Genomic DNA, 14,252 nt, shown 5'->3' with positions numbered 1-14,252 from the left:
CTAAGAGACCGCCTCGGCGTGCCGGGAATACCTTTGCTACGAACGCGACGAGTGGCGCGGCGACCTCGCCTGCCATGTCCAAGGGGCAACCCGCGCTTGCACCACACTCATCAACACCGTACGCAGCCTCTAGAACTGCTTCCCGGTGCCCAGGAGCGCAGGGATGTCGGCAGCCGTCGGCGGCGGCCCCGGCAAGGTCGTCCTCCCCTCCGCGCGAAGTCCGTCGAGCAGGAGAACGAGGTAGCGACGCCAGACCTCGGGATGCACATTGCGACCCATCGCGTAGGCCGGCCCGAGTAGCGCGAAGACAGCAGCGATGTCCTCCGCAACTGCATCCGCACGGATGGCTCCGGCCTCGTGGGCGCGGTCGAATAGCTGCCGCACCGCCGCTACGATGCGAGGCCAGATCTCTGCCTGCGCCTCGTAGTCCCCTTTTCCGATCAACGTCTCGTAGAGCCCGCGGTCAGCCGCCTGCCGCTCCGCGACGCGCTCGAAGAACTGGACGAGTGCGGCCCAGGGATCGGAGACTTCTCGTGCCTCATGAGCATCGGTGACGATCTGCTCCGTCGCGCCTCGCAGAACTTCGGCGGCGACGGCCTGCTTGTTCGGGAAGTGGCGATAGGCGGTTCCGGTGCCGAGGCCCGCGTGACGTGCGATGTCATCGAGCGTGGCCCCGAAGCCGCGTTCAGCGAAGACCTCGCGGGCGGCTTCGACAAGCAGTTGCCGGTTCCGCACCGAGTCGCGTCGCGCTGGCCTGCGCTCGGATGTGCTCATACTGCGATCCTGTCATCCTCCTCGGTACGCAGGGCCACGTTCACCACGGTGGCGTCAAGCGCGACCATCAACTGCGCGACACCGACCGCGGCAAGCATCCACCAGCGCCGGATGCCACCGCCGGTCACCGCAGCGATAGGCGCGCTCACGAGGCTGCCCCGTGCGCGATCAAGCTCTTGGCGCAGTCCACGACCGTCTCCTCGGCCGGACGGGGCACCCAGCCGAGGACTCGCTGCGCCTTGGCTGTGCTGTGACGGTTGCGGCGTCCGAGCGAAATGGTGATCGCCCGCAACGACGGGTCGAGGATCGACGCGATCCGCACGACGACGTTCGGCAGTACGCGAGTCGAGACCTTCGCGGCCGCGTCCCCGAGCTGGTCCCCCAGGACCTTGGCGATGTCGCCCATCCAGATGAAGGGGCCGGTTCCGAGGAATCGCTGACCGGCCGCCGCAGGCTCGGTCATCGCGCGGATATGCAGGTCGACCAGATCGCGCACGTCAACGACTTCGAGACCGATCCGGGGAGCTCCGGGCATCGTCCCGCGGAGCATCCGCTGCACGATCGAAGCCGTGCCGACGTTATCGGCGGTCAGGACGGGGCCGAGCACCGCTCCGGGCAGCACAGTCGTCAGCTCTGTCCCTCCCGAACTCGCGGCCATGAAATCCCACGCCGCCCTCTCCGCGATCGTCTTGGACCGACGATATGCCGGCAGCGAGGGGCTGTCGATCGTCCACAGCGTCTCGTCCGTCACTCCCTCGGCGGTGTAGGACGTGGGGCTCGCGGCGTTCGCTGCCGAGGTCATCACGACGCGCTTGACGCCTGCTCGGCTCGCCGCTCGCAGCACCCGGAGAGTGCCGTCGCGCGCGGGCACGATCAGCGCGTCGGCATCCCGCGAGCTCTCATCGCCGAGCGGAGAGGCCATGTGAAGGACGTAGTCGATCCCGTCCATCGCGGTGTCCCAGCCCTCATCCTGCAGTAGATCGGCATGCGCGAAGCTCAGCCGATCACCGGGGTCCACCTCGGACGCCACCGCAGCACGGACCAGCGCCTCCTTGCCGGACGACCGCACGGTCGCCCGCACGTCGTAGCCGCGTTCCAGCAGCGCCACGATCGCCCACCCGCCGACGTAGCCGGTGCCGCCGGTCACCAGGACTCTTCCACTCATGCTTCTCTCTCCTCATTTGCGGAGATGTCCTCTCCGTTTAGAGAGTAGCACGAACCGGAGAGTATATCTCCGTTTGTGCTACGGCGATGATCTGCGGCCATGAGATCGAGTCGGTCCAACATGCCCAGACAGAGGCCGCCGCGCGCGCTCTGACGGGCATGTTTGGGCGCCATTCCTAGCAATTCCCCTGGCATCGGCCGATCCTGGCGCTGACGACAGAAAACGCCCAGCCAGAAGATATATCTTCTGACCAGGCGTTTCCCTGCGGTGCGCCCCCTGGGACTCGAACCCAGAACCCACTGATTAAGAGTCAGTTGCTCTGCCGATTGAGCTAGAGGCGCATCGGCTCGCGCGAGGCGAACCGAGGGTCAACATTAGCATCACGGCGCCGGTTCCGACGAATCACCCAGGTCGGCGACGCAGCGGCCCCGTATCGTAGGCACAGTGACGATGAGCCCGCCCACGCCCTCCTGGAACCCGACCGTCGACGAGGACCTGAACGCCGAGCTCGACCTGGCCCTGAGGCTCGCCGATGCCGCCGACGCGGTCTCGATGGCACGCTTCGACGCGCCCGACCTGCACATCCGCACGAAACCCGATGCGACCCACGTCACCGAGGCGGACCTGGCCACCGAGCGCGCGATCCGCGCGGTCCTGGAGGCCGAGCGGCCCGGCGACGGCGTCTTCGGCGAGGAGTACGGCGCGACCGGCAATCTCGCCCGCCAATGGATCATCGACCCGATCGACGGCACCGCCAACTACCTCAAAGGCATCCCGATGTGGACGACGCTCATCGCGCTCGCGATCGACGGCGTGCCGCGGGTGGGAGTGGCCAGCCAACCCGCGATCGGCCGGCGCTGGTGGGCGGCCACGGGCCTGGGCGCATGGACGAACACGCCCGGCGGCGCGCCCCGGCGGCTGCACGTCTCGGCGGTGGCGCGGCTCGACGAGGCGAGCGTGAGCTTCCAGAGCATCGCGCAGTGGGACGAGTCCGGTCACACCGACGCGCTCCTGCGACTCAGCCGCGCGGTGTGGCGCGACCGCGGCTATGGCGACGCATGGCCCTACTGCCTGCTCGCGGAGGGGCGCCTGGAGTTCGTCGCCGAGTTCGGCGTCCGCGAGTACGACATCGCCCCGTTCGTGCCGATCGTCACCGAGGCCGGCGGCCGATTCACATCCTTCGAGGGCGCCGACTCGATCGCGTCGGGATCGTCGCTGGCCACGAACGGCGTGCTGCACGACGCGTTCCTGGAGCTCCTGCACACCCCTGCGGAGGAGCGATGAGTCGCCGCTGCGCGCTGCTGGCCGCACTCGCGGCATCCGCCCTGCTGCTGGCCGGATGCACGTCGTCCCCCGCACCCGAGACCACCGCGACCGCCTCGTCGCCGTCGACCGCGACCGCGCAGGCGACTCCGACGCCCACAGCGTCGACGGCGGCGTCGGAGGCGGCGGTTCCCACGTGCGACGAGCTCGTGGCGCCCGAGGTCACCGAGGCCACCGCCGCGCAGGGCTGGACGGTGCGCGAGGAGCCGTTCGTCGTCGGCGGCGTCGAGATCGACCACGGGATCTCGTGCACGTGGGCGGACTACAGCAACGCGACCGGGAACCTCCTCACCTTCGCCTGGGGAAGCATCAGCGCAGCGAACGCGACGAAGGCGCAGCGCGCGCTGGAGTCGGCCGGGTGGCTGCGCGAGAAGACGGATGCCGGTGTCTACATCACCGAGGATCCGGCCACGGCGATGACGACGGATGCCGACGGCTACGGCCTCACCTACCTCTTCGGCGACGGCTGGGTCACCTTCTCGGACACGCGCCAGGGGCTCCTCCTGATCCACCGACCCGGAGCCTGACCGACCGAGCCCCTGGCGCCGGGGTCGCGCCGTGGCTAGCGTCGGAGTGCGCGGCAGCCGCGCCGGTGAGGAGGTCGGGATGGACCGGTTCGATGCGATCGTCGTCGGCGCGGGAGTGGCAGGGCTCACCGCCGCTCGGCTGCTGGCCGACGCCGGGCGCAGGGTCGTCGTCGTCGAGGCCCGCGACCGCGTCGGCGGCCGGGTCTGGACCGAGCGCGGCGACGGGCTCGTGACCGACCTCGGCGCCTCGTGGATCCACGGCATCGCCGACAGCCCCGTTCACGCGACGACCGAGGCGTTCGGCATGCGCACGGTGGAGTTCACGGTCGGCGGCTACCAGCCGGACAGCCGGCCGATCGCCTACTACGGCCCCGACGGCGTGCGGCTGACGGATGCCGAGACCCAGGCCTTCGTCGCCGACATCCACACCGTCGATGCCGCGCTGGGCGAAGTGATCGCGGCATCCGCCCCCGACGCGTCGTATCGCGACGTGACCGACGCGGCCCTCGCCCTGCAGGGGTGGGACGACGAGCGCGCGCAGCGCGTGCGCGAGTACCTGGAGCACCGCTCCGAGGAGCAGTACGGCGTGTGGATCGACGACCTGGCCGCCCACGGCCTCGACGACGACCAGGTCGACGGCGACGAGGTCGTCTTCCCGGACGGGTACGACGCGCTGCCCGCGCACCTGGCGGATGGGCTCGACGTGCGCCTCGGTCACGTCGTCTCGCACGTGCGCTGGGGCGCGGACGGGGTCGCGGTCACGACCGCGCACGGCACGTTGACGGCGGATGCCGCCGTGGTCACGGTCCCCGTCGGCGTGCTCCAGTCGGACACGTTCGCGATCGAGCCGCCCCTTCCCGAGCCGGTTTCGGGGGCTCTCGAGCGCCTGCGGATGAACGCGTTCGAGAAGGTCTTCCTGCGGTTTCCGGAGCGGTTCTGGGACGACGGCGTGTACGCGATCCGTCAGCAGGGTCCGGAGAGCCGCTGGTGGCACTCCTGGTACGACCTCACGGCGCTGCACGGCACGCCGACGCTTCTCACCTTCGCCGCGGGGCCGGCGGCGATCGCCACGCGCGAGTGGCCCGACCAGCGGGTCGTCGACGCGATCCTCGTGCAGTTGCGGCGGCTCTACGGCGACCGCGTGCCGCAGCCGACGCACGTGCACCGCACCGCCTGGCAGGACGATCCGTTCGCGCGCGGCTCGTACGCGTACATGACGGTGGGGTCGACCACCGCCGACCACGACGACCTCGCCATGCCCGTCGGTGGCGTGCTGCACCTGGCCGGTGAGGCCACGTGGACCGACGACCCGGCGACGGTGACGGCGGCACTGTGCTCGGGCCACCGCGCCGCGGTCGCCGTGCTCGGCGAGGACGTGCCGATCGACGCGGTGTGGGCCAGGGCACGACGCCCGTGACGACGTCCGGCGCGTCGCGGCTGGTGCGCACCCTGGCCGCATCGACGCCGGGGCTGCGCCGCGTGCGCCGCCCCGCGACGGCCGCGTCGCCGGCCTTCGACCTCGCCTACGCGCGCACCGGGCCGCGCACCGCGACGCCGACGGTGGTCATCCCGGGCGGACCGGGACTGGCCTCGATCCTCCCCTACCGCGCCCTCCGGCACCGCGCCGCCGCCCGCGGGCTCGACGTCATCATGGTGGAGCACCGCGGGGTGGGCCTGTCGCGAGCCGATCCAGCCGGTCGTGCGCTGCCGCCCTCGGCGATGCGGGTGACGGACGCGATCGACGACCTCGCGGCGGTGCTCGACCACGAGGGCGTCGATGCGGCGTTCGTCTCCGGCTCATCGTACGGCAGCTACGTCGCGTCGGGCTTCGGCGTGCGGCATCCGGACCGGGTCGCCGGGATGCTGCTGGACTCTGCTCTCCAGTCCGCCCATGACCTGCCGCTGGAGCGCACCCGCATCCGCGAGCTGTTCTGGGACCCCGACACCGTCGAGGCGGCCGCCGTCCGCCGACTCGTCGAGGACGGCGCCGATCAGCGGCGCCTGCTCGACGTCGTACGGGCGGCGTACGAGGTCGGCGGCCCGGCCCTGCTGCTGCCGCTTCTCACCCGACGCCTGCGCGGTCGTCGCGATGCGGTGTGGGCGGTGCTGGAGACGTATGCGAGCCGCAGCGCGTCGATCCTCCGCGTCCCCGGCGTCTACGAGTTCGACGTCGTGGGCGCCCTCGCGTTCCGCGAGCTGAACTACGGCGCCCCGCCCGACGGCGGGCCGCTCGACCCCGCGCTGACCTACGCGCCGATCGCCGACCGGTTCCCGGCCTTCGCGGGCGAGCCGTTCGACCTGCCCGCCCTCACGGCGCGCTTCCCGTGGCCGATGGTGCTGCTGGTCGGCGAACGCGACCTGCGCACGCCGCCCGCCATCGCCGAACGGGTCGCCAGCACTGCGCACGATGCGGTGCTGACGCGGATCGACAACGGGCACAGCGCGCTGGAGTCGCATCCGCTCGCTCTGATGCACACGCTCGGGCGGCTCGTCGCAGGCGAGCAGCGGCTGCTTCCGGCCGAGGGCGCCGCGATGGATCGGATGCCGCACCGCGGGCTCGTCGCGCGCTTCCCCGACATGCTCCTGGCCGGAGTCCGGCTCCGGCGCGCGCTGCGGCGCTGACCGCGGATCAGACGCGCTGGGCGTGCACGGCCTCCAGTGCCGCGGCATCCGCCGTCGTCATGCCGTCGATCTCCTCCCCGTTCCAGACGATGTCGTCGCCGAGGGCCTCCAGGAGCGCCTCGTGCTGTCCGCGTTCGAGCTTCGCGCCGTGCACGAGCGTCGCGGGCGCCCACAGCATGGCCAGATCGTCGTGCCAGCCGGCTCCGACGTCGCGCACGTGGATCAGGTCGTGCAGGGAGGTGGGCAGGTGGCTGAGCGGCTCGACGAAGCTGTCGGCCATCACGGCGAGCTTGATCTCGCGCTCGACACCGGGCTCGACGACCGCAGGAGCGGCCACGGTCGCGGTCAGTCCCGCGGACAGCTCCTCGGCGGCGAGCAGGATGACCCCGTTCGTCGTGCGCGGGTTGCACTCGATGGCGTACAGCTGCCCGTCGTGGTCGACCCAGTCGAACGACAGCTGGCCGGTGTAGCCACGGTCGAGGGCATCGACGAGTCGCTGCGTGTACTCCAGGGTCTGGGAGCTGTCGACGGCGAGGAAGGCGATGCCGGTGCTGTGGGCCCACTGCTCCGGCGCCCGATAGGTGCAGTGGGCGGTCACCTGCCCGTCCACGACGGTGCTGTACGTGCACACCATCGGCCCGTCGACGAACGGCTGCACGAGCCACGGCTGATCGGGCGTGGGGTGGACGTCGGCGACGTCGAGCTGGCCGGCGAGCGGCCCGGTGTTGGTGAGGAGGGCCACGCCGCCGCGTGAGAACGCGGCGCGCGCGAAGTACTGCGGGAAGCGCGCGACGGCGGCCGTGAGCGAGGCGTCGTCGGTGGCGACCACGGTCTCGGGCACCGGCACGTCGGCCGCGACGGCGAGCCGCTGGAAGCTGACCTTGTCGTGCAGGCGCGCAAGCGTGGCGAAGGCGCCGGTGTAGAGGCGCACGCCGCCGGGCAGGTCGGCCACGCGCGCGGACAGGTAGAAGGCCTCCTCGAAGGTCGGGAGGATCACGTCGATCTCGAAGCGGGTGACGATGTCGCTCACGTCCGCCACGAAGCGGTCGGTGTCGAACCGCGGCGAGGCGGTCGTGGCGTGGGCGGCGACGTACTTCGAGTGGTTGCCGATCGCGCCCGGATACGTGTCGCTGGCGATGACCGTGTGCCCGGTGCTGCCGAGCTTTCGGATGATGTCCAGAGCGAACGGATTGCGCGAACTCGTCACCAGCACTCGCATGGGATCCTCCCTCGGATCTGACGGCACGGCGGCCGCGGCCAGCCTATCGGCGCAGCTCACGCCATCGCGAGGGTCGGCAGTGCGATGAGCAGTTCGGATGCCGCGACCGCCGCGATCGCGAGAGCCACCAGGCGCGCCGCGCGACGCGGCCGGAACGCCACGCGCTCCGCGGTGAACCCCGCCGTCAGCACGACCATCGTCAGGAGCCCGTGCCCGGTGAGGGCCATCGCGGCCATCGCCGGGCCGCACGACAACGCGCACCAGCCGGCGTAGCGCGCGCCCGGGCGCACCTGGCTCTGCGTGCCGGCGCCCAGCTGCGGCCGCACCCCGTGGCAGCGGCGCAGGCTCCGCTCCTTCGGCGGCGTGAGCTGCCAGAACACGACGGCCAGCCACAGCGCCGCGAACGCCCAGGGTGCCGCACGGGCGTCGAGCGGGGGCGCGAGCACCGCGAGGGGAACGACGACCGCTCCCACCAGCATCCACGCCAGGAGGGCGCCGGCGAGCGTCTCGGCGACCGCGCGCGTGCGCACTCTTCCCGGGCAGCGCTGGGCCACCGCGCGGACCCGCGGCACCATGACGGGCCCCATCATGGCCACCACCATGAGCACCCACCACGTGCCGGCCACGATCACCGCGAGCAGGAGCCCGCCTCCGCCCACGGCGCCGGCGTGGTGCGACCACGGGAGCGGGGCGGCGTCGGGCGACGGTTCGGAGTCCGGCCTCGAGAGGGCGATGACGAGAAGCCAGGCCACGACGACGGCGACGACGAGCCCGCGCTCGGGATGCCGCATCCGCACGCGCGCCCACGCGACGCGTGCGCTCGTCCGCGCACCCGTCCGAGGCGTCGCGGGAGCGCTCACTGGTAGGCGATGCTGACGCTGCCGACCTCGACCGGAGCGGTCTCCTCCGTTCTGGAGCGCCCCTCGTCGAGCACCGCGCCGACGGGCTCGAAGACGACGTGCACGTCGTCGGGGTTCCACGCGCCCTCGTCCTCCAGGGTGTGGACGATGTCGGTGACGTCGAAGGCGTAGCCGAGCGGATGCCCGCCTCCGCCGGTGCCCTCGATGCCGAAGAACGAGATCAGGCCGGCCCGGCAGCTCTCGTCGGCGCGCTCGCCGAGATAGACCGCGTAGCTGATGCCCGGGTTCGCCTCGCCGGTGATGTCGTTCACTGTGAGGAACACGCGCTGTTCGCGGTCGCGACCGCGCGAGAGCAGGAAGTCGCCCGAGGGCGCGCCGACCGCCATCGGGGCGTCCACGCGCCGGCCCTGCAGTCGCACGGTACCGCGCGTGCCGACCACCTCGGGCGGAAGCTCCGGTCCCGGTGCCATCTCGAACCTCCTCACGGCCCCGCCGAGCAGCCCGTCGGGCCGCGTGACGTCCTCGTACCGGTAGCCCAACTGCGCCTCGGGGTCCACGCAGCCGTCCGCTTCGACCCGCACCGCGGCACCCGTCTCGGTCCGGAAGTCGAACGACACGTTCGCCCAGCCGGAGGGATCGGCGTCGTGTCCTCGCACCTCCCAGTATCGGTCGATATTGCAGTGGTGGAGCCAGAACACCGGATCGAGTCCGGCGGTCGCGAACCGCCACATGTTCCCGCCGACGAAGCCGTGCACGTCGTTGTGCGGAGTGCCCTCCAGTCCACCGGCGACCGCTCCCGGCTCGCGGAAGTGGTGCCAGCCCGACGCCGTCCCACCGAAGGTCGCCACCCCGCTCGTCGGTGCGCTGAACGGCTGGTCGATGACACCCCGACCGGGCACGGTCTGCACGCGGTCGAGCGCCGCGCTGCGGTCGTTCACCTCGGGCAGTCGCGTGTCGTCGTAGAGCGCGTTCGGCCGGCCGTCCCACAGCGTGGGGGAGCCGAACTCCGGCGGGAGCTTGGCGGCACCGGCATCCCGCGCGTAGTTCCAGTACGGGAGCGCCCACGTGGCGGCGACCTCGTCGGGCACCTCCTCGATCTCGGTCAGGAGCGACCGGACGGTCCGCTCGAAGTAGTGCAGGTACCACCGGTGCCACGGCAGGAAGTACCAGCAGTTGTGCTGGCACTGTCCGCGAAAGCGGTCGGGCGGCGGATCGCTCTCGCTGCCGAACCCGTGCACCGACGCCTGGTAGGCGAGGCTGCGCGAGTCGGTCGCCGGCAGCGCCTTCATCCTGCCGATCGCGAGCGCGTACGCGCGGAGGATCGGATGCCACGGCTCCCCCAACCCGTACACGTCTCGCCTCGTGATCGTGGCCATGTCGGCCCCCTCCCTGCAGCCCACATCCTGGCCTCACCCTACGAGCGCCGCGGCCGCGGCGCCAGGGCCTCGGCCGGGAGCATCGACCGACCCGGCACGAACCGACTCCCGACCCGATCCCTCGGACGCTTTCGCGCCCGTCAGCGCGCGTGCTGCCGCCACGCGGATGGCGTCTGGCCAACGCTCCGCTTGAACGCGCGGCTCAGTGCGGAGTCCGACTGATAGCCGATCTGCTCGGCGACCTGGGCCACGCTCATCGACGTGGTGCGCAGGAGGCGCGCCGCGACCTGGATGCGCCAGCGTGCGAGATACGCCATCGGCGACATGCCGACGAACTCCGTGAAGCGCTCCGCGAAGGACGATCGCGACATCGCGGTCTCGTGCGCCAGTCGCTCGAGAGTCCACGGATCGCCGTACCGACCGTGGATCAGGCGCAGGGCCGCGCCCACCTGCGGATCGCGCAGGCCCGACACCCAGGTGCGCGAGTCGGACGGCAACGACGCGATGTGGGCGCGCAGCGCCTCGAGGAACATCAGCTCCGACAGCTTGGTGAGCATCGCCTCCTGGCCCGCGTTCGGAGTGTCGCGAGCTTTGACCGCCGTGTCGAGCAGCTCGCTCATCCAGCGCCAGCTCTGCTCGGAGACCGGAACGTGCACGATCCGGGGCAGCGAGTCCAGCAGCGGATTGAACGGGCGAGTGTCGCACCCGAAGAAGCCGCAGACGAGCCGGCACCGCTCCGCTCCGCTCTCGCGATTCAGCGCCACCGGGAACGGCAGCGCGCGATCGGGCGGATGGTAGTAGAGGGCGGGGTTCGCACGAGCCCGCATGCCCGGCGCCGACGACAGCACGTTGGCGTCGCCGGCGGGATAGATGACGATCTCCCCGCCGCTCACCCGCACCGTCGGACCCTGCTCCTCGGCGGGGAAGGCCCAGCAGGCGCCCTCCAGCACGACATGGAAGGCGATGAGGTGCTCGGAGTCGGCCCGCACACGGCCCGCTATCGCCTCGGGAGGTGGGCTCTCGGTCACGAACGGCGAGCCGGCATCGATGTCGAAGAAGACGGCGCCGCTCAGCCGCACGGCCAGCAGCACGTCGGAGAGGACGTCCACGCTGCACCTCCGAGCGTCCTGCCGACGGTCACACGCGCCTCAGACGATTGGTCAAATGTTCCGGTCGCCCGGTTGTTCCGCAGCCCCCGCCGGCTCTCTAGCGTCTTGAGGGTCATCTTTCCACCGCCTCTGAAGGAGGGCAACCATGGCCATCGACACCGAAGCGGACCAGGACGCTGCCGCCGCGCTCACAGACACGTTGTCCGAGAGCGTCCGCGGCCGGATCATCGGACGAGCCGACGCGGAGTACGAGCAGGCCAGGCGCGTCTACAACGGCGCCATCGACCGGCATCCGCTCGCCGCCGTGCGGGTCGCCGACGTGGCGGACGTCATCGCGTGCGTGAACGCGGCCCGCGACCGCGGGGTGACTCTGGCGGTGCGCGGCGGAGGACACCACGGCGCCGGGTTCGGAGTGTGGGACGACGCGCTGGTGATCGACTTCGCCGGCCTGCGGTCGACCACCGTGGACCCCGTCGCGCGCACGGTGCGCGTCGACGCCGGCTGCACCTGGGGGGATGTCGACCACGCCACCGGCGCCTTCGGTCTTGCGACCCCGTCGGGGTTCGTCTCCACGACGGGCGTCGCCGGGCTCGCGCTCGGCGGCGGCTCGGGCTATCTCACCAGGCACTACGGCATGACGGTGGACAACCTGATCTCCGCCGACGTCGTACTCGCCGACGGCAGCTTCGTCACAGCGAGCGCGGACAGCCATCCGGACCTGTTCTGGGCCCTGCGCGGCGGCGGGGGCAACTTCGGCGTGGTGACCTCCTTCGTCTTCCGCTGCCACCCGGTCGGCGAGCACGGCACGATCGTCGGCGGACCGATGCTGTACGACCTGGCCGACGGGGAGGAGGTGTTCCGCTGGTACCGCGAGGTGCTGCCCACGCTGCCGGACGAGCTCAACGGCTGGATCGGAGTGCTCGAGGTGCCCTCGGCCGCCCCCTTCCCCGAGGAGCTGTGGGCGCGCAGAGTGTGCGGCATCGTGTGGTGCTACTCGGGGCCGGCCGCCGACGCCGAGCGCGTGCTGGCGCCGATCCGCGAGTTCGGCCGGCCCGTGCTGGCGGGGCTGGCGCCGATGCCGTACCCGGTGCTGCAGACCGCATTCGACGGGCTGCTTCCGGCCGGGCTGCAGTGGTACTGGAAGGCGGATGTCTACGAGGAGATCACCGATGAGGCGATCGCCGTGCACCTGCGGTACGGCCAGAGCATCCCGACGCCGCTGTCGACGATGCACCTCTACCCGATCAGCGGCGCGGCCGAGCGCGTGCCGGAGGACGCCACAGCGTTCTCCTTCCGCGGCGGCGGCTGGAGCGGCGTGATCGGTGCCATCGACCCCGATCCTGCGAACCTGCCGCGCATGACGGAGTGGGCACGTGCCTACTGGGACGAGCTTCACCCCACGTCTGTGGGCGGCGGATACGTGAACATGATGATGGACGAGGGCAATGACCGGGTGCGCGCCGCGTACCGCGGCAACTACGAGCGGCTCGCCGGCATCAAGCGCCGCTACGACCCGGACAACCTGTTCCGGCTCAACCAGAACATCCCGCCCGCCGAGCCGCACCGCTGAGCGCCGTGCGACCCCTCGATCACGAGCCGAACACCACGGTGAGACCGGCGGCCACGATGCCGAGCTGCCGTTCGAACCTGACGTCGTCCTCCCCGCGCTCGTGCCCCGCCGCGCGGGCGAGCGGCGCATCCTCGCCGATCGCGGCATCCCGCTCCGCGACCGCGTAGCGGGACGGGTCGGTGACAGCCGACTGCGCCCGTTCCTGCTCCTCGATGACGAAGCCCACGACGAACGCGGTGACCAGCTCGGCGGCGGCCACGAGGTCCGCGACCGTCACGTCGCCGATCGTCCAGCGCGCCAGCCACGGCTCCTGCGCGCGCAGCACACCGGGATCGGTCAGGCGCGTGCCGCTGAAGGTGCGGGCCCCATCGCGGTGGAGCAGGTACTCGCGACGGAGAAGGCGTGCGTAGTGGAGCATGCCGTCGCGCCAGTCCTCAGGCAGCTCCGAGAGCTCCGCATCGAGGCGCCGCTGCACCCGGCGCTGGATCTCGGTCCCCATCTCGTCGAGCAGCTCCTGCTTGCCGCGCACGTGCCAGTACAGCGCCGGCGCCTGCACGCCGAGCCGCTGGGCGACCGCCCGCACGGTCACGGCATCCGCCCCGCCCTCGTCGAGCACCTCCAGCGCAGCCTCGATGATCCGCTCGCGGGTGATCCCTTTCGCCATGCTTGACAGCTTAACAATGTTAAGGCATGCTGACGAGAGCTACTGAACTTAGTTAAGGAGAGCTCATGCGTGCCGCTGTCCTCACCGCACCGGACACGGTGCCCGTCTGCACCGAATTCCCCGAGCCCGAAGCGCTCCCCGGCCAGGAGACACTGTCTCTGGTCGCCGCCGGGCTGCACCGGGTCGTGCGCTCCATCGCGACCGGTCATCACTACGGCAGCACCGGCCGCTATCCGCTCGTGCCGGGTGTGGATGCCGTGGCCCGCCGCAGCGACGGCGTGCTGGTGTACACCGGATTCGCCCGACCGCCGTGGGGCACGATGGCCGAGCGCCTGGCGACGCCGCTCGGCATCCCGCTGCCGGCCGGCGCCGATCCCCTGGCGGTCGCGGCGGGGATGAATCCCGGCATGTCCGGGTTCCTGCCGCTGACCCGGCACCTCCAGCAGCGCGGTGCGCTCGGCACCGTCCTCGTCCTCGGCGCCACCGGGATGGCCGGCCGTGCCGCCGTGCAGCTCGCGCGGGCGCTCGGCGCCACGCGGGTGATCGCCGCCGGCCGCGATCCCGGAGCCCTGGATGCCCTGCGCGATCGGGGAGCCGAGGCGGTCTCCCTCGCCGGCTCCCCGGAGCCGTTGACCGAGGCCGTGCGCGCTGATGCACCCTCCCTCGTGCTCGACTACGTCTGGGGCCCGGTCGCCGAAGCCGCCTTCGCCGCGCTCGGCCGCCGGGGTCTCGACGAGGACGACGCCGACATCTCGTACGTGCAGATCGGCAGTCTCGCGGGGCAGGATGCCGCGATGCCCGCGAGCCTGCTGCGCAGCCGGCGCATCACGATCAGCGGCAGCGGCTCGGGATCGGCCTCGACCGAGCAGCTCCTCGCCCGGCTGCCGCAGCTCATCGCGTTCATCGCCGACGGCACCGTCGACATCCCCTACACCGCCTACCCTCTGGAGCGCATCGCCGATGCGTGGGCCCACAGCGGCCATACTCGCGCGGTCGTCGTCCCCTGAGCGCCGCGGGGTGCGCTGCATCGAAGCGGCGTGCAC

General features: G+C 71.5%; 14 protein-coding genes and 1 tRNA gene. 6 read left to right on the top strand and 9 right to left on the bottom strand.

All coding sequences use genetic code 11. The features are described from left to right. Window positions 1–129 precede the first annotated feature (129 nt). From QM641_RS01795 to QM641_RS01780, 4 genes are all read right to left on the bottom strand, one after another. Window positions 130–774, bottom strand: coding sequence for a TetR/AcrR family transcriptional regulator (locus QM641_RS01795; RefSeq protein WP_415112866.1), 645 nt, complete (start codon window positions 772–774; stop codon window positions 130–132). Next, window positions 771–923 carry a hypothetical protein gene (locus tag QM641_RS01790; protein ID WP_415112864.1) on the bottom strand — a complete coding sequence of 51 codons (153 nt, stop codon included), beginning with the start codon at window positions 921–923 and terminating at the stop codon, window positions 771–773. The genes QM641_RS01795 and QM641_RS01790 overlap by 4 nt, the downstream gene beginning before the upstream one ends. Beyond that, window positions 920–1,939 carry an NAD-dependent epimerase/dehydratase family protein gene (locus QM641_RS01785; protein WP_415112862.1) on the bottom strand — a complete coding sequence of 340 codons (1,020 nt, stop codon included), beginning with the start codon at window positions 1,937–1,939 and terminating at the stop codon, window positions 920–922. The genes QM641_RS01790 and QM641_RS01785 overlap by 4 nt, the downstream gene beginning before the upstream one ends. A gap of 268 nt (window positions 1,940–2,207) precedes the next feature. Next, window positions 2,208–2,280, bottom strand: a tRNA-Lys gene (locus QM641_RS01780). A 109-nt stretch (window positions 2,281–2,389) separates the two neighbouring features. On the opposite strand from QM641_RS01780, the gene QM641_RS01775 reads away from it, so the two are divergent. From QM641_RS01775 to QM641_RS01760, 4 genes are all read left to right on the top strand, one after another. Then, window positions 2,390–3,223 carry an inositol monophosphatase family protein gene (locus tag QM641_RS01775; RefSeq protein WP_415112860.1) on the top strand — a complete coding sequence of 278 codons (834 nt, stop codon included), beginning with the start codon at window positions 2,390–2,392 and terminating at the stop codon, window positions 3,221–3,223. Then, window positions 3,220–3,789, top strand: a complete 570-nt coding sequence (locus tag QM641_RS01770; RefSeq protein WP_415112858.1) for a hypothetical protein — start codon at window positions 3,220–3,222, stop codon at window positions 3,787–3,789. Before QM641_RS01775 ends, QM641_RS01770 begins: the two co-directional genes overlap by 4 nt. 79 nt (window positions 3,790–3,868) lie before the next feature. Continuing rightward, window positions 3,869–5,206, top strand: coding sequence for a flavin monoamine oxidase family protein (locus tag QM641_RS01765; protein WP_415112856.1), 1,338 nt, complete (start codon window positions 3,869–3,871; stop codon window positions 5,204–5,206). Continuing rightward, on the top strand, window positions 5,203–6,411 hold the full coding sequence (locus QM641_RS01760) for an alpha/beta fold hydrolase (protein WP_415112854.1): 1,209 nt from the start codon (window positions 5,203–5,205) through the stop codon (window positions 6,409–6,411). The genes QM641_RS01765 and QM641_RS01760 overlap by 4 nt, the downstream gene beginning before the upstream one ends. A 7-nt stretch (window positions 6,412–6,418) precedes the next feature. On the opposite strand, the gene QM641_RS01755 is transcribed toward QM641_RS01760, so the two are convergent. From QM641_RS01755 to QM641_RS01740, 4 genes are all read right to left on the bottom strand, one after another. After that, a complete protein-coding gene (locus QM641_RS01755) occupies window positions 6,419–7,630 on the bottom strand; it encodes a carbamoyl-phosphate synthase large subunit (RefSeq protein WP_415112852.1) in 1,212 nt (403 codons plus the stop codon). Window positions 7,631–7,686: 56 nt separating this feature from the next. After that, window positions 7,687–8,490, bottom strand: a complete 804-nt coding sequence (locus tag QM641_RS01750; protein WP_415112850.1) for a DUF2182 domain-containing protein — start codon at window positions 8,488–8,490, stop codon at window positions 7,687–7,689. Beyond that, entirely contained in the window at window positions 8,487–9,866 is a 1,380-nt protein-coding gene (locus tag QM641_RS01745) for a tyrosinase family protein (RefSeq protein ID WP_415112848.1), read from the bottom strand. Before QM641_RS01745 ends, QM641_RS01750 begins: the two co-directional genes overlap by 4 nt. Window positions 9,867–10,006: 140 nt before the next feature. Further along, entirely contained in the window at window positions 10,007–10,975 is a 969-nt protein-coding gene (locus tag QM641_RS01740) for a cupin domain-containing protein (RefSeq protein ID WP_415112846.1), read from the bottom strand. A gap of 145 nt (window positions 10,976–11,120) precedes the next feature. Here QM641_RS01740 and QM641_RS01735 point away from each other — a divergent pair, with 145 nt between their 5' ends. Beyond that, window positions 11,121–12,545, top strand: coding sequence for an FAD-binding oxidoreductase (locus tag QM641_RS01735; protein ID WP_415112844.1), 1,425 nt, complete (start codon window positions 11,121–11,123; stop codon window positions 12,543–12,545). A gap of 19 nt (window positions 12,546–12,564) precedes the next feature. On the opposite strand, the gene QM641_RS01730 is transcribed toward QM641_RS01735, so the two are convergent. Then, complete coding sequence (locus QM641_RS01730) at window positions 12,565–13,209, bottom strand: TetR/AcrR family transcriptional regulator C-terminal domain-containing protein (RefSeq protein ID WP_415112836.1); 645 nt, start codon at window positions 13,207–13,209, stop codon at window positions 12,565–12,567. A gap of 65 nt (window positions 13,210–13,274) precedes the next feature. Here QM641_RS01730 and QM641_RS01725 point away from each other — a divergent pair, with 65 nt between their 5' ends. Beyond that, window positions 13,275–14,216, top strand: coding sequence for a zinc-binding dehydrogenase (locus QM641_RS01725; RefSeq protein WP_415112834.1), 942 nt, complete (start codon window positions 13,275–13,277; stop codon window positions 14,214–14,216). The last annotated feature ends 36 nt before the right edge of the window (window positions 14,217–14,252 follow it).

Origin of the sequence: Microbacterium sp., assembly GCF_047605725.1 — a bacterium.
Lineage (GTDB): Bacteria > Actinomycetota > Actinomycetes > Actinomycetales > Microbacteriaceae > Microbacterium.
The sequence above is the reverse complement of the archived record's forward strand: the minus strand, read 5'-3'. Positions and strand labels throughout refer to the sequence as shown.

Bases quoted from the DNA above. Each gene is read 5' to 3' on its own strand.
- QM641_RS01745 (WP_415112848.1), bottom strand. From the start codon at position 9,866: ATGGCCACGATCACGAGGCGAGACGTGTACGGGTTGGGGGAGCCGTGG.
- QM641_RS01770 (WP_415112858.1), top strand. From the start codon at position 3,220: ATGAGTCGCCGCTGCGCGCTGCTGGCCGCACTCGCGGCATCCGCCCTG.
- QM641_RS01730 (WP_415112836.1), bottom strand. From the start codon at position 13,209: ATGGCGAAAGGGATCACCCGCGAGCGGATCATCGAGGCTGCGCTGGAG.
- QM641_RS01775 (WP_415112860.1), top strand. From the start codon at position 2,390: ATGAGCCCGCCCACGCCCTCCTGGAACCCGACCGTCGACGAGGACCTG.
- QM641_RS01725 (WP_415112834.1), top strand. From the start codon at position 13,275: ATGCGTGCCGCTGTCCTCACCGCACCGGACACGGTGCCCGTCTGCACC.
- QM641_RS01785 (WP_415112862.1), bottom strand. From the start codon at position 1,939: ATGAGTGGAAGAGTCCTGGTGACCGGCGGCACCGGCTACGTCGGCGGG.
- QM641_RS01765 (WP_415112856.1), top strand. From the start codon at position 3,869: ATGGACCGGTTCGATGCGATCGTCGTCGGCGCGGGAGTGGCAGGGCTC.
- QM641_RS01755 (WP_415112852.1), bottom strand. From the start codon at position 7,630: ATGCGAGTGCTGGTGACGAGTTCGCGCAATCCGTTCGCTCTGGACATC.
- QM641_RS01795 (WP_415112866.1), bottom strand. From the start codon at position 774: ATGAGCACATCCGAGCGCAGGCCAGCGCGACGCGACTCGGTGCGGAAC.
- QM641_RS01735 (WP_415112844.1), top strand. From the start codon at position 11,121: ATGGCCATCGACACCGAAGCGGACCAGGACGCTGCCGCCGCGCTCACA.